The organism is Pseudomonas tructae (genome assembly GCF_004214895.1).
Classification (GTDB): Bacteria; Pseudomonadota; Gammaproteobacteria; order Pseudomonadales; family Pseudomonadaceae; genus Aquipseudomonas; species Aquipseudomonas tructae.
The window spans coordinates 1,276,241-1,288,710 of sequence record NZ_CP035952.1; the positions used below are offsets into that span (position 1 = coordinate 1,276,241).

The window sequence follows — 12,470 nt, forward strand, 5'->3', positions numbered from 1 at the left end:
TTCTGTTGTAGCGCTGGCGGGGCCTTTCGTCCAGTGGTCCGAGTGTGGCCGTCAGGGGGGAAAGCGCGGCCTATACTGGGATCAGCACCTCATCGAGGAGCCTGCCGATGTTTGCACTTATGCAAAGCACCCGTACGCAATCGCTGCACCTGTGCATCGACCCGCCGACCGGCCTCAAGGCTGTGGTCGCGATTCATAGCGAGCACCTGGGGCCGGCCATGGGCGGCTGCCGCTACCTGGCCTATCCAGACGACGACAGCGCGATGATCGACGCCATTCGCCTGGCTCAGGGCATGAGCTACAAGGCTGCACTGGCGGGGTTGCCTCTTGGCGGTGGCAAGGCGGTGATCATCCGCAACCCGCACGTGGAAAACCGCGCGGCTTTGTTCGAAGCGTTCGGGCGCTTTGTCGAAACCCTGCAGGGGCGCTTCATTACCGCAGTAGACAGCGGTACCTCGACCCTGGACATGGATTGCATCGCCCAGACCACCCAGCACGTCACCAGTACAACCGCCGCAGGCGACCCCTCACCGCATGCGGCCATGGGCGTGTTCGCCGGCATTCGCGCTACCTCGATGGCGCGCCTGGGTAGCGACAACCTAGAAGGCTTGCGCATTGCCGTGCAGGGCCTGGGCAACGTCGGCTATGCGCTGGCCGAGCAACTGCATGCGGCGGGCGCCGAGCTGCTGGTCAGTGATCATGATCCGGGCCGGGTGCAACTGGCGATCGAGCAGTTCAATGCCCGGCCAGTAGCCAACGACATGCTGATCAGTACGCCCTGCGACATTTTCGCCCCGTGCGGGGTAGGGCCGGTGCTCAATGGCCAGAGCGTGATGCAACTGCGCTGTGCAGCGGTGGCGGGAGCGGCCAACAACCAGCTGACCACCTTGCAGGTCGCCGACCAGTTGGAAAGCCGCGGAATCCTCTATGCGCCGGATTATGTGATCAACGCGGGAGGGCTGATCTACGTGGCACTCAAGCACCGTGGCGAAGACCTGGGCACCATCACCGCGCACCTGGCGCGCATCCCCTCGCGCCTGACCGAAGTGTTTGCCCACGCCCAGGCCGAGAAGCGCTCGCCGGCGCGGGTGGCGCAAATGCTCGCCGAGGGGCTGATCTACCGTTGAGCCGCGCTTACTGGGCGGCGCCGTCGCCAAGCAGCTCGGACAAGGCGTCAGGCTGGCTCTTGAAGGCCCTGGCGAATATGTCGCGGTTTTTCGCCATGTAAATACCGGCATCCTCGACCTGCTGTTCGCTCAGCGACGGCACGGCTTTCTTCAGGACCTCGGCCAGCAGTTCAGCCAGTTCGAGCATCTTGTCGTGACGGTCTGCTTCGGCTTTATCCATGAACAAGCGCTCCAGGTCGCGGCTGCTGCGGTATACCACTTCGACGGCCATTCATCACCTCACATGCCTTTGGTAATCGATGTATTCGATACTGTTTATTTGTACAGTGTTAATGATAGGGTAATCCACAGGACTAAGATAGTGGCAAATCAATATTCTGCTTTGCGCCACTCTCCATGCCGCCTGGCGCGGCACTTTTGCCGCTCTCTATGGTCTGCTTGAGCGTGTAGAATTGCGCATCGGCAGTCGAGCCATCCAGTCTACGAAGGATTAGCAATGAACGAGCAAACATCGCACCTGAATCGGGAACGGCGCTTTCTGGTGCTGCTGGGGGTGATCTGCCTGGCCCTCATCGGTGGTGCGTTGTACATGCAGGTGGTGCTGGGCGAGGCGCCATGTCCGCTGTGCATCCTGCAACGTTATGCCTTGTTGTTGATCGCACTGTTCGCCTTCATCGGCGCGGCGATGCCTGGCAAGCGCAGCCTGACCCTGCTCGAAGGCCTGGTGGTGCTCAGCGCCATTGGTGGCATCGCTGCCGCCGGCAATCATGTGTATGTCCTGGCCAATCCTGCGATCAGTTGCGGCATCGACACCCTGCAACCGATCGTCGACGGCCTGCCACTGGCTTCGGTGCTGCCGCTGGTGTTCCAGGTCGATGGCTTCTGCTCCACCCCCTACCCACCGGTCATGGGCCTGTCCCTGGCACAATGGGCGCTCGTAGCCTTTATACTGACCGCCGTTCTGGTGCCCCTGGGTATCTACCGCAACCGCCGTCAGGCTTAGACAAAAGTCATGTATTGACGCAAGCCCATTGTGCAATGAGATTTGCCAGGTTTGTCGCACCAAACTTGATCTTGATCAAGTTCAAGCCCTTGTAGAACGGGCGTTCCAGGGGTATTGAAAGGGGTGCGACAAACTGTCGCGAAACTGATTTTTTGCGCACGATTATTACATAATCGGTAAAGGACTGTTGCTCAATAAGTCATAGTCAACGATAGGTTACCTATCTACAATCGCCCCCAATTTCCGTTCGGCACCGCTTGTGAGTCGCAGGATTAAAGGAGCTTCAGGGCTCTTTTCGCTGACTCTGACGAGCATCGCCTGCGGCGATGCCGGGCTGACCCCCCTCCGTGATTTCCCGCACCAAATGGAATTGGTCTGAAGACAGGCCCGTTGCCTACTGAAGTCAAAATAATAAACACCGCAATACCTGGTTTATGCCGAGCCGCCGCAGCTGGCCTCAAGGCATGACCGTATTCGATCCCATAAATGCTAACGCTTGGCAGGACGAAGTGTTGGCGACCAAAACACAAATTGCATTGAAGCAAGCTGCTCTAGAGGTCGTGAGATGAGTAAAAAGCGTTACCCCAGACTGTTTGGCATTCTGCCCTTTTTAGGCATGCTTTTACTCAGTGGGTGCAACTGGACCCTGCTCGACCCGAAGGGCCAGGTCGGCATTGAGCAAAAGAACCTTATCCTGATCGCTACCGGCTTGATGTTGCTGGTGGTGATTCCTGTCATTTTCATGACCCTGGCGTTTGCCTGGAAGTATCGCGCTTCCAACAAGGCTGCGACCTACACGCCTGACTGGTCGCACTCGACCAAGATCGAAGTGGCGGTCTGGACCATCCCGGTTCTGATCATCATCGCCCTGGGTTACGTGACCTACAAAACCACCCACGAGCTGGACCCGTATCGTCCGCTGGTTTCCGATGTGAAACCGGTGCAGATCGACGTGGTCGCCCTGGACTGGAAATGGCTATTCATCTACCCGGAACAAGGCATTGCCACGGTCAACAAGATCGTCTTCCCGGCCAACACCCCGGTCAACTTCCGCGTGACCTCCGACTCGGTGATGAACTCGTTCTTCATTCCGGGCCTGGGCGGGCAGATCTACGCAATGGCTGGCATGACCACCAAACTGCACCTGATCGCCAACGAGAACGGTGAGTTCGACGGTATCTCCGCCAACTACAGCGGCGCCGGTTTCACCGGTATGAAGTTCAAGGCAACCGCCACTTCCCAGGCTGATTTCGAAGCATGGGTGAACGAAGTCAAGCAATCGCCGAAACAGCTGGATGCGGCTGAATACGCGGCATTGGCCAAAACGAGCGAAAACAATCCAGTCGCGCTGTACAGCGTGGCCTCGCCAGAGCAGTTCCAGTCCATCGTCGACAAGTACGAAGGCATGAACCGCGGTCGGCCGGTCCACGAAAAAGAGCAGAGCAAAGAAGCGGCCGGTACCGAAGGGATGGACGTGAGTATGCATTCAGCTGCTGGGGCAGAGGAGTAAGAGATGTTCGGTAAACTAAGTCTGGATGCGATTCCGTATCACGAGCCGATAGTCATGGTGACCATTGCCATGATCGCGCTCGGCGGTCTCGCGTTGATCGGTGCAATCACCTATTTCAAGAAATGGACCTACCTGTGGTCCGAGTGGCTGACCTCGGTCGACCACAAGAAAATCGGGGTGATGTACATCATCGTCGCGATGATCATGCTGCTGCGCGGCTTTGCCGACGCCATCATGATGCGTACGCAGTTGGCCATGGCCACTGGCGGCTCCGAGGGCTACCTGCCTCCCGAACACTATGACCAGATCTTCACCGCTCACGGTGTGATCATGATCATCTTCATGGCAATGCCATTCTTCACCGGCCTGATGAACCTGGCCCTGCCTCTGCAGATCGGTGCGCGTGACGTTGCCTTCCCGTTCCTGAACTCCCTGAGCTTCTGGCTGCTGGTGTCCGGCGTCGTGCTGGTCAACGTCTCCCTGGGTGTCGGTGAGTTCGCCAAGACCGGCTGGGTTGCCTATCCGCCGCTGGCGGGTATCCAGTACAGCCCTGGCGTGGGTGTCGATTACTACATCTGGGCGCTACAGCTGTCCGGCTTGGGTACGACGCTAACGGGTGTCAACTTCCTCGCCACCGTGCTGAAAATGCGCGCGCCTGGCATGAAGCTGATGGACATGCCGATCTTCACCTGGACCTGCACCTGGGCCAACGTTCTGATCGTCGCGTCGTTCCCGATCCTGACCGCCGCCCTGGCACTGCTGACGCTTGACCGTTACATGGATTTCCACATTTTCACCAATGAACTTGGTGGCAATCCGATGATGTACGTCAACCTGTTCTGGGCCTGGGGTCACCCTGAGGTTTACATCCTGATCCTGCCGGCCTTCGGTGTGTTCTCGGAAGTCACCTCGACCTTCGCTGGCAAACGCCTGTTCGGCCACAAGTCGATGATCTACGCTTCGGGCGCGATCGCGGTACTGGGCTTTGCGGTATGGTTGCACCACTTCTTCACCATGGGTTCGGGCGCCAGCGTCAACACCTTCTTCGGTCTGGCGACCATGCTGATCTCGATTCCGACCGGGGTTAAGCTGTTCAACTGGCTGTTCACCATCTACCAGGGCCGTCTGCGCTTCACCGCGCCAGTCTTGTGGACCCTGGGCTTCATGGTGACCTTCTCGATCGGTGGTATGACCGGCGTGCTGCTGGCTGTTCCAGGTGCTGACTTCGTTCTGCACAACAGCCTGTTCGTGATCGCCCACTTCCACAACGTGATCATCGGTGGTGCGGTGTTCGGCTACATTGCTGGCTTCGCCTTCTGGTTCCCGAAAGCCTTCGGCTTCACCCTGAACGAGAAGTGGGGCAAAGCTGCCTTCTGGTTCTGGATCTCCGGTTTCTACGTGGCCTTCATGCCACTGTACGCACTGGGCTTCATGGGTATGACCCGTCGTCTGAACCATTCCGACAACCCACTGTGGGAACCCTACCTGTACGTAGCCGTGTTCGGCGCCGTGCTGATCCTGTTCGGTATCGCCTGCCAGCTGATCCAGCTGTACGTGTCGATTCGCGACCGCAAGGACAACATGGACGTGACCGGCGACCCATGGGGCGGCCGTACCCTGGAATGGTCGACTTCGTCGCCACCACCGTTCTACAACTTCGCCACCATGCCTGAGAACGTCGATCTGGACGCCTGGCACGAAACCAAGAAAGCCGGTATCGCGTACAAGGTTCCAGCCAAGTACGAAGCGATCCACATGCCGAACAACACCTCCACCGGTGTGTTCATGGGCTTGCTGCTGACCGTGTTCGGTTTCGCCTTCATCTGGCACATCTGGTGGCTGGTTGGCGTAAGCCTGATCGGTACCATCGCGGTCTTCGTCGCCCATGCTGCTCGTGACGACCAGGGCTACATGGTTCCAGCCGAGGAAGTGGCGCGCATCGAAGGTGAGCGCATGAAGTCCCTGGGCCTGGCTACCGGTACGCCGGTTGGCGCACGTGTCGAATCGTTTGAGCGGGTTTAATCAATGTCCAGTCATGTAATTAACGCTGATACTCATGCTCATGGTCACGACCATGGGCATGACGACCACCACCACGACTCGGGCCAGATGACCGTATTCGGTTTCTGGCTGTACCTGATGACCGACTGCATCCTGTTTGCGTCGCTCTTCGCCACCTACGCGGTGCTGTCCGGCAGTTTTGCCGGCGGCCCGTCGGGTCACGATATTTTCCAGCTGGACTTCGTCGCGGTTGAGACCGGCCTGCTGTTGCTGTCGAGTATCACCTTCGGCTTCGCCATGTTGCAGATGTTCAAAGGCAACAAGGGCGGCGTGCTGGGCTGGTTGGCCATCACCTTCCTGCTGGGTGCGGGCTTCATCGCGATGGAAGTCTATGAGTTCCATCACCTGATTGCCGAGGGCTTTGGCCCGCAGCGCAGTGGCTTCCTGTCGGCGTTCTTCGCGCTGGTCGGTACCCACGGTCTGCACGTAACCGCAGGTCTGATCTGGATGGCGGTCATGATGTACCAGATCAACAAGCACGGTATCACTGGTACCGCCAAGACCCGCATGAGCTGCCTGAGCCTGTTCTGGCACTTCCTGGACGTGGTCTGGATCTGCGTGTTCACCGTCGTGTATCTGCTGGGGGTTCTGTAAATGGCTAACGCACATAACAGCCACGCCGAGGGCAACCACGGTAGCGTCAAGTCCTATGTGATCGGTTTCGTCCTGTCGATCATCCTGACGGCGATTCCGTTCGGCCTGGTGATGTTCCCGAGCATGCCCAAAGACATCACGATCATGGTCGTGGTGGCCCTGGCGGTCATCCAGGTCGTGGTTCACCTGGTGTACTTCCTGCACATGGACCGTTCTGCCGAGCAGCGCTCCAACGTGTCGACCTTCCTGTTTACGGTAATGGTCATTGCACTGTTGGTCGGCCTGTCGCTGTGGATCATGTTCAGCATCCACACCAGCATGATGGCGAAGTGAGGTAAGACGACATGTCCGTTAAGCACTTTATCCAAATCACCAAACCGGGGATCATTTTCGGTAACGTGCTTTCTGTGGCAGGCGGTTTTTTCCTTGCCGCGCAAGGGCATGTCGACTTCATGCTGTTCCTGGCCACGGTGATTGGCACTTCGCTGGTGGTGGCGTCCGGTTGCGTGTTCAACAACTGCATCGACCGTGACATCGACATCAAGATGGAGCGCACCAAGAACCGTGCGATGGTCCAGGGCCAGATCTCGCTGAAAGTCGCGCTGGCCTACGCCACCCTGCTCGGGGTGGCCGGCCTTGGCCTGCTGTACGTGCAGGCCAATGCCCTGGCGGCGCTGTTCGGCCTGATCGGCTTTGTCATCTACGTCGGGTTCTACAGCCTGTACCTCAAGCGCAAATCGGTGCACGGCACCCTGGTTGGCAGCCTGTCCGGTGCCATGCCTCCGGTGATCGGCTACTGCGCGGTGAGCAACAGCTTCGACCTGGCTGCACTGACCCTGCTGGTGATGTTCAGCCTGTGGCAAATGCCGCATTCCTACGCCATTGCGATCTTCCGCTTCAACGACTACCTGGCCGCATCGATTCCGGTGCTGCCGGTCAAGCGTGGGATCCTGGTGGCCAAGAAGCACATCCTCTGGTACATCGTGGCGTTCCTGGTAGCGACCCTGATGCTGACCCTGGGTGGCTATGCCGGCATGAGCTACATGGCCGTTGCCGCAGCCATGGGCATGTACTGGTTGTACATGGCCTGGACCGGCTACAAGGCGGTGGACGATCGTCTGTGGGCCCGCAAGCTGTTCGTGTTCTCGATCTTCACCATCACCGCCCTGAGCGTGATGATGTCGCTGGACACCAAGGTGCCGACCGAGTTGTTGCTGACTTACGCACACTGATTCATCAGCGTGTAATGAAAACGCCCCAGGCTGCGAAGCCTGGGGCGTTTTTGTTTGTGCGTGCAGTCTCATCGCGGGGCAAGCCCGCTCTCACAACGACCGAAACTGCTGTTGACAAGTACCCCGGGTTTGCCGGATTTTATCGCCGCGCAGGTAGGGAATATCTGCGCATGGCCAGAGGATACTGGCCGTGATCCACCACACAAGGGATTGTTCATGACCGAGCCAAACGCCGTTGCTCAACGGGCGTGCCTTGCGCCGCTGCGCGAGCGCTACACCTCTTTGCACCTCGATACCGCCCTGCAGGTACTCGACTGCCTGTTCCGCCGCCGCAGCCTGGCTCCTGGTCAGGATGACGAACTGTCCGCAGACGTGCTCGAGCCGCATCTGGACAAGGTCCTCAAGGCAATCGAAAGCGGCCAGCGCATCGAAATGGTGCTGCCTGCCTTTCCGGGTAAATCGCCGAACCGGCAGAAGACCCTCAGCCACCTGCCCGATCTTGCCGAGCGCCATGCCATCGACGAGCTGCAGCACCTGTGCGCAGAAATCCAGGCCCTTTACGCGCCGGGCGCATTGATCCACATCTGCTCCGACGGCTATGTGTTTTCCGACCTGGTGCGGGTGCCCGATGCCCACGTCAAGGACTACACCGATGAGATCCAGCGCTACGCCGAACAGCACTATCCGCACAGTTTTGCTCTGTTCGACCTCAAGGACGCCTACCCACAGCTAGGCTGCCTGGACTCCATGCGCGAAGAGCTGATGATCGAGTACGGTCAGTCGCTGATCGCGCTCGGCCAGCGCTTTCAGGATGAGCCGCACATGATGCTGATGTACTGCGGCATTCACCGTTTCTTGTCCGAAGATTACTCGGGCCTTGCCGAGTTCACCGGCATGAGCCTCAATGCTGTGAAGAAGATCGCCAAACCGGCCTCCCAGCGCGTGATCCAGCGCAGCGAGGCCTGGAGTGCGCTGCTGCAAGCGCGTTATCCACAGTGCCTGCGCCTGTCGATCCACCCGCAATTGGCCGTGTCGCAGAAAATCGGTATTCGCCTGGTGCCCACCAGCGACCTGTGGCGCACGCCCTGGCACTCGGTGGCGATCAAGCGGCGTGGCGTGGTGATGCTCGACAAGCGCAGCAACATCGACGAGCGCTACAGTCGCCTGGTGTTCCGCCAGGGTCGTCCTTGCCACTACGCCAGCGCGCAATGATGCCTGCACCGCTAACGGCAGACGCCGTGATTTTCGACCTTGATGGCACGCTGGTCGATACCTTGCCGGACATCGTCTGGTGCCTTAACCAGGTGCTGCAGGAGCAGGGTTACCCGCCGTTGCCCCTGGAGACCATCAGTGCCTATGTCGGCGGTGGCACCGGGGCGATGCTCGAACGGGTCGCTGCGCGCCTGGGCATTGCTGACGACAAGGCCCTGCATGAGCGTTACATCGCCTGCTACCAGAACCATCTGGTGCAGTTCTCGCAGCCCTACGCGGGCATCCTCGAGCTGCTCAAGGGTTGCCGACAACTGCACCTGCCCTTGGCCATTGTCACCAACAAGGCCCAAGACATGGCGCTGCAGCTGGCAACGCAGTTGTTCCCTGCGGGCACTTTCCAGATTGTGCTTGGTCAGCGCTTTGGCCAGCCGCTCAAACCGCAACCTGACGCAGCGCTGGAAGCCGCTCGGCACCTTGCGGTGGAGCCTGGGCGCTGCCTGTTCGTGGGCGACACGGTGATCGACCTGATGACCGCGCGCGCAGCGGGCATGCAGGCTGCGGCCGTGACCTGGGGCTACGGCCGGCTCTATGCCTTGCAGGCGCAGGCAGCGGACCTGTACTGCGATCAACCGGTGGATTTGCTGCACGTTCTGCGCAAGGCCGACACCACTTGCCAAACTGGCACGCTCGCCAGCCAATTTTGAAACACCACCTCTCAAGGAAGATAGGTCATGCAACACAAGGACACCTGGATCAAGGCGGTCAGCGACGTGCTGGCGGGTTATCTGCTCAAGGACAGCGACGATCGCTTCGACGCGGCGGGCAGGGCCAACCTGGCGCAGAGCCTTGCGTACTTCTACGAACAGCAAGCCCCCGTTCGCCTGGTGCTGCCTGGCTTTCCGTGCAAGTCGCCGAATGCCCGTGACCAGACCTTCGGTGTGCTGCCCGACTACGGCGAAGCCATGGCCATCGAGCGCCTCGATCAACTGGGCCAGGACATCGCCGCGCTACATGCACCAGGTTGCGTGGTGTCGATCCTCAGTGACGGCACTACCTTCAACGACATCGTCGGTGTGCCCGACGAGGTGCGCAAAACCTATAACCAGGCGCTGCGCGAGCTGTGCACGACCCACACGATCAACTGGGTCAGCATGGAGGACCTGTTCCCCCAGGCCAGCAGCGCCGATGCCGTGCGCGCGACCCTGGTCAAGCAGGCGCGCCTGCCCTGGAAGAACGTCGAGGCGCTGATCGAGCAGAGCCGCACCGACGAAACCCTCAGCCACGCCCACGACAAGCTTTGCAGCCACCTCTACAACGACTTGCGGCTGTGCCGTGAAGCCGGCCAGAGCGAGGACGAGCACCTGCTGCAGATCGGTTACAAGGCCTACCAGATGATGTTCCGCGGCCAGGCGCTGAATGCAGCGGTCAACCGCTTCTTCCCTGATGACATTCGCCTGTCGGTGCACCAGTACGACAACGCCGGGCCAAAATTCACCCTGGCCCTGGCGGACGGCCTGGAGCGGGTGTCCAGCCCCTGGCACGCCGTGCCGGTGCGCCATCTGGATGGCAGCCAGACCCTGCGCGGCCATGCCGAGGTTGATATCGACAAGCACGTGCTGGTGCAGTATCAGGGCCGTCCTTGGCTCTATCACCAGACCACTGGCGAAGCACTGCAAGGCTTCGAGTTCCAGATGCAGAAGCTGCCACTGTTCGGCTTGCTGGTACGGGACCCGCTGGGCCTTGGCTTCGAGCGTTTCTCGACGCAGTTGCTGGAATCGTTGGTGGAAACCTTCGGCTTTGTCTGCCTGCGTGGCTGTCAGTTCGAGGACCGCGACAGCTTTGCCCGCGATTGCGAGCGCTTTGGCACCATCTATCAGTGGGCCTTTGGCAAGGTGCACGTGGTCAAGCCGGCCGACAAACCCGAAGGTGTCGTGCATTCGCTGGAGAAGACCCCGCTGCACTGGGACCTGAACATGCTGCCCGACAGCGACGCCCAGGTTCTGCGCGATCCGAAGTTCTGCGCCAGCAAGTTCATGCTCTATTGCAAGACGCCGCCACAAGCGGGCGAAGGCCAGACCACCATCGTCGATAGCCGCAACGCCCTGCGCAAGGTTGGCAACCAGGTGGCGCGGCAGTGGCAGGCGGTGGACATCACCTACTACACGCGCATGACCTACTTCGGTGGGTCGCCTCGTCATTACGGCCTGGTGGACCTGCATCCGCGTACCGGTGAACGCATCCTGCGCTATCAGGAAGGTACCGATTCGACCCTGCAGACCCTGAGCCAGGAAGTCCAAGGCTATGACGAACAGGCCCAGCAGGCGCTGCTTGAACAGCTCGACGCGCTGGTCTACGACGAGGACTGTCTGATTGCCCACGACTGGGTCGAAGGGGACCTGGTGCTGATCGACAACTACCAGACCCTGCACGGGCGTCTGCCGATGTCGCCGGCGTCGGCTTCGCGCGAGCTGTGGCGGGTACAGGTCTACTGAGTGATGCCCTGGCAGCGGGTTCCGTTGTCAGGGTGTCTTTCCGCCTGTTGGTGGTGGCTGGGCTGCAATAGTGTGTGCCGATCCTCAACTTCACAGGATCATGGCATGAGCATTTTGACCGTTTACTTTTGTGGCACCGGTTCTCACCGCTTCGACGACAAGAACCCCAACTTTTGGAACGGCGAGCTGGTTTCAACCCTGGCTGCCAACGACCAGGGCAGGGAGTTTGCCCACTGGGTGGCCATCGATGGCCCAGGCAGTGACAATCTGCAAGCCGATGAACTGTTCATCCAGACCAAGGCCTACGGGCTTTCCGGTACCTTGTTCGGCAAGGGCTGGGAAGAGAACGTCAACCACGCCCTGCACGTCATCAAAGGCTCGTTCGCCTGGCAGCGCAAAACCCTAAGCGAAGCTGAGTACAAACAGCTCAAGGCCGCCGGCATTCCCATCGAGGATGTCGATAAAATCGGCTCCTGGTTCTGGCGTACCTACAGCTACGGCAATCGCGTGGTGACACCGCAGCAACTGCAGGAGCAGATCATCAAGATGTTTCGCAAGAACGGGCCACTGCCGACCCAGGTCAACCTCGTGGGCTGGAGCCGCGGCGGAGTGAGCTGCCATATGCTGGCCAATGCCATGCTCGGGGACAGCAGCCTCAAGCACATCCCGGTGAATATCTTTGCCATCGATCCGGTACCGGGCCTGTTGAACTTTCAGGCGCATCGGGTTCAGTTGGGCGACAACGTCAAGCAGTACGTCGGTTTCTATTCCCGTGATGAGCGGTCCAAAGGCTTTGCCTGCGTTGTGCCCAGGACCCATGGCTCGACCCGTTGCCACATCTATCCGATGCCGGGCCGGCACGCGACGCTGGTGGGCAACGCTTCGGCTGATGGTGCTGGCGCTGGCAAAGTGCTGGTCGAGCCTGGGCTGATCGTGCGCCACTTCGCCGAAGTCTGCCTGAGCCGCTGGGGGGTCAAGTTGCAAAAGATGCTCAACCTCAGCGACCAGGCGCTTGCGCAGTATCACCAGACGCTAGTACGGGACGAGAGCCGCTATCAGGCGATGCGCAGCCACTCCTACACCATGCTCACCGAGTCGGACAAAAACGAGCGTGCGGTAAGCCTGGGCAGCGAGGGCAGGGCCTTCACCGGTGTATCCGGCACGGCCTTTGCGCCTGATCGCGGCCTGGCGGCCGCAGTCAGGTGGGAAACCAACGCCTACAAGGAGATTCGCTGAGAC

At 59.9% G+C, this 12,470-nt stretch carries 12 protein-coding genes; 11 read left to right on the forward strand and 1 reads right to left on the reverse strand.

The window, feature by feature from the left end; genetic code table 11:
* The first annotated feature begins 107 nt into the window (after positions 1-107).
* A complete protein-coding gene (locus EXN22_RS05805; RefSeq protein WP_130263171.1) occupies positions 108-1,127 on the forward strand; it encodes a Leu/Phe/Val dehydrogenase in 1,020 nt (339 codons plus the stop codon).
* Between the two features lie 7 nt (positions 1,128-1,134).
* Here the strand turns inward: EXN22_RS05805 and EXN22_RS05810 are convergent, their stop codons facing one another.
* The gene (locus EXN22_RS05810) at positions 1,135-1,398 is read right to left on the reverse strand and encodes a YebG family protein (protein ID WP_130263172.1); all 264 of its coding nucleotides are present in this window, start codon (positions 1,396-1,398) and stop codon (positions 1,135-1,137) included.
* A gap of 225 nt (positions 1,399-1,623) precedes the next feature.
* On the opposite strand from EXN22_RS05810, the gene EXN22_RS05815 reads away from it, so the two are divergent.
* The 10 genes from EXN22_RS05815 to EXN22_RS05860 all read left to right on the forward strand — a co-directional run bounded on the left by EXN22_RS05815 (position 1,624) and on the right by EXN22_RS05860 (position 12,467).
* Positions 1,624-2,130: a disulfide bond formation protein B gene (locus EXN22_RS05815; protein ID WP_130263173.1), complete on the forward strand. Its 507-nt coding sequence runs from the start codon at positions 1,624-1,626 to the stop codon at positions 2,128-2,130.
* A gap of 565 nt (positions 2,131-2,695) precedes the next feature.
* Positions 2,696-3,640 (forward strand): ubiquinol oxidase subunit II, encoded by a 945-nt coding sequence (gene cyoA, locus EXN22_RS05820; RefSeq protein ID WP_045188200.1) that lies wholly within the window; start codon positions 2,696-2,698, stop codon positions 3,638-3,640.
* Between the two features lie 3 nt (positions 3,641-3,643).
* The gene (gene cyoB / locus EXN22_RS05825) at positions 3,644-5,662 is read left to right on the forward strand and encodes a cytochrome o ubiquinol oxidase subunit I (RefSeq protein WP_130263174.1); all 2,019 of its coding nucleotides are present in this window, start codon (positions 3,644-3,646) and stop codon (positions 5,660-5,662) included.
* 3 nt (positions 5,663-5,665) lie between these two features.
* Complete coding sequence (gene cyoC, locus EXN22_RS05830; RefSeq protein WP_130263175.1) at positions 5,666-6,295, forward strand: cytochrome o ubiquinol oxidase subunit III; 630 nt, start codon at positions 5,666-5,668, stop codon at positions 6,293-6,295.
* Complete coding sequence (cyoD, locus tag EXN22_RS05835) at positions 6,296-6,628, forward strand: cytochrome o ubiquinol oxidase subunit IV (protein ID WP_130263176.1); 333 nt, start codon at positions 6,296-6,298, stop codon at positions 6,626-6,628.
* Positions 6,629-6,639: 11 nt separating this feature from the next.
* Positions 6,640-7,527: a heme o synthase gene (gene cyoE / locus EXN22_RS05840; protein WP_038997062.1), complete on the forward strand. Its 888-nt coding sequence runs from the start codon at positions 6,640-6,642 to the stop codon at positions 7,525-7,527.
* Positions 7,528-7,743: 216 nt separating this feature from the next.
* Complete coding sequence (locus EXN22_RS05845) at positions 7,744-8,739, forward strand: isocyanide synthase family protein (RefSeq protein ID WP_130263177.1); 996 nt, start codon at positions 7,744-7,746, stop codon at positions 8,737-8,739.
* A 26-nt stretch (positions 8,740-8,765) separates the two neighbouring features.
* Positions 8,766-9,443: an HAD family hydrolase gene (locus EXN22_RS05850; protein ID WP_233281683.1), complete on the forward strand. Its 678-nt coding sequence runs from the start codon at positions 8,766-8,768 to the stop codon at positions 9,441-9,443.
* 27 nt (positions 9,444-9,470) lie between these two features.
* Positions 9,471-11,231 carry an isocyanide synthase family protein gene (locus tag EXN22_RS05855; RefSeq protein WP_130263178.1) on the forward strand — a complete coding sequence of 587 codons (1,761 nt, stop codon included), beginning with the start codon at positions 9,471-9,473 and terminating at the stop codon, positions 11,229-11,231.
* A gap of 105 nt (positions 11,232-11,336) precedes the next feature.
* The gene (locus EXN22_RS05860) at positions 11,337-12,467 is read left to right on the forward strand and encodes a hypothetical protein (RefSeq protein WP_130263179.1); all 1,131 of its coding nucleotides are present in this window, start codon (positions 11,337-11,339) and stop codon (positions 12,465-12,467) included.
* The last annotated feature ends 3 nt before the right edge of the window (positions 12,468-12,470 follow it).

What these genes read in the sequence shown, in the direction of transcription:
- EXN22_RS05805 (WP_130263171.1), top strand. Translation starts at nt 108, where the DNA reads ATGTTTGCACTTATGCAAAGCACCCGTACGCAATCGCTGCACCTGTGC.
- EXN22_RS05810 (WP_130263172.1), bottom strand. Translation starts at nt 1,398, where the DNA reads ATGGCCGTCGAAGTGGTATACCGCAGCAGCCGCGACCTGGAGCGCTTG.
- EXN22_RS05815 (WP_130263173.1), top strand. Translation starts at nt 1,624, where the DNA reads ATGAACGAGCAAACATCGCACCTGAATCGGGAACGGCGCTTTCTGGTG.
- cyoA (WP_045188200.1), top strand. Translation starts at nt 2,696, where the DNA reads ATGAGTAAAAAGCGTTACCCCAGACTGTTTGGCATTCTGCCCTTTTTA.
- cyoB (WP_130263174.1), top strand. Translation starts at nt 3,644, where the DNA reads ATGTTCGGTAAACTAAGTCTGGATGCGATTCCGTATCACGAGCCGATA.
- cyoC (WP_130263175.1), top strand. Translation starts at nt 5,666, where the DNA reads ATGTCCAGTCATGTAATTAACGCTGATACTCATGCTCATGGTCACGAC.
- cyoD (WP_130263176.1), top strand. Translation starts at nt 6,296, where the DNA reads ATGGCTAACGCACATAACAGCCACGCCGAGGGCAACCACGGTAGCGTC.
- cyoE (WP_038997062.1), top strand. Translation starts at nt 6,640, where the DNA reads ATGTCCGTTAAGCACTTTATCCAAATCACCAAACCGGGGATCATTTTC.
- EXN22_RS05845 (WP_130263177.1), top strand. Translation starts at nt 7,744, where the DNA reads ATGACCGAGCCAAACGCCGTTGCTCAACGGGCGTGCCTTGCGCCGCTG.
- EXN22_RS05855 (WP_130263178.1), top strand. Translation starts at nt 9,471, where the DNA reads ATGCAACACAAGGACACCTGGATCAAGGCGGTCAGCGACGTGCTGGCG.
- EXN22_RS05860 (WP_130263179.1), top strand. Translation starts at nt 11,337, where the DNA reads ATGAGCATTTTGACCGTTTACTTTTGTGGCACCGGTTCTCACCGCTTC.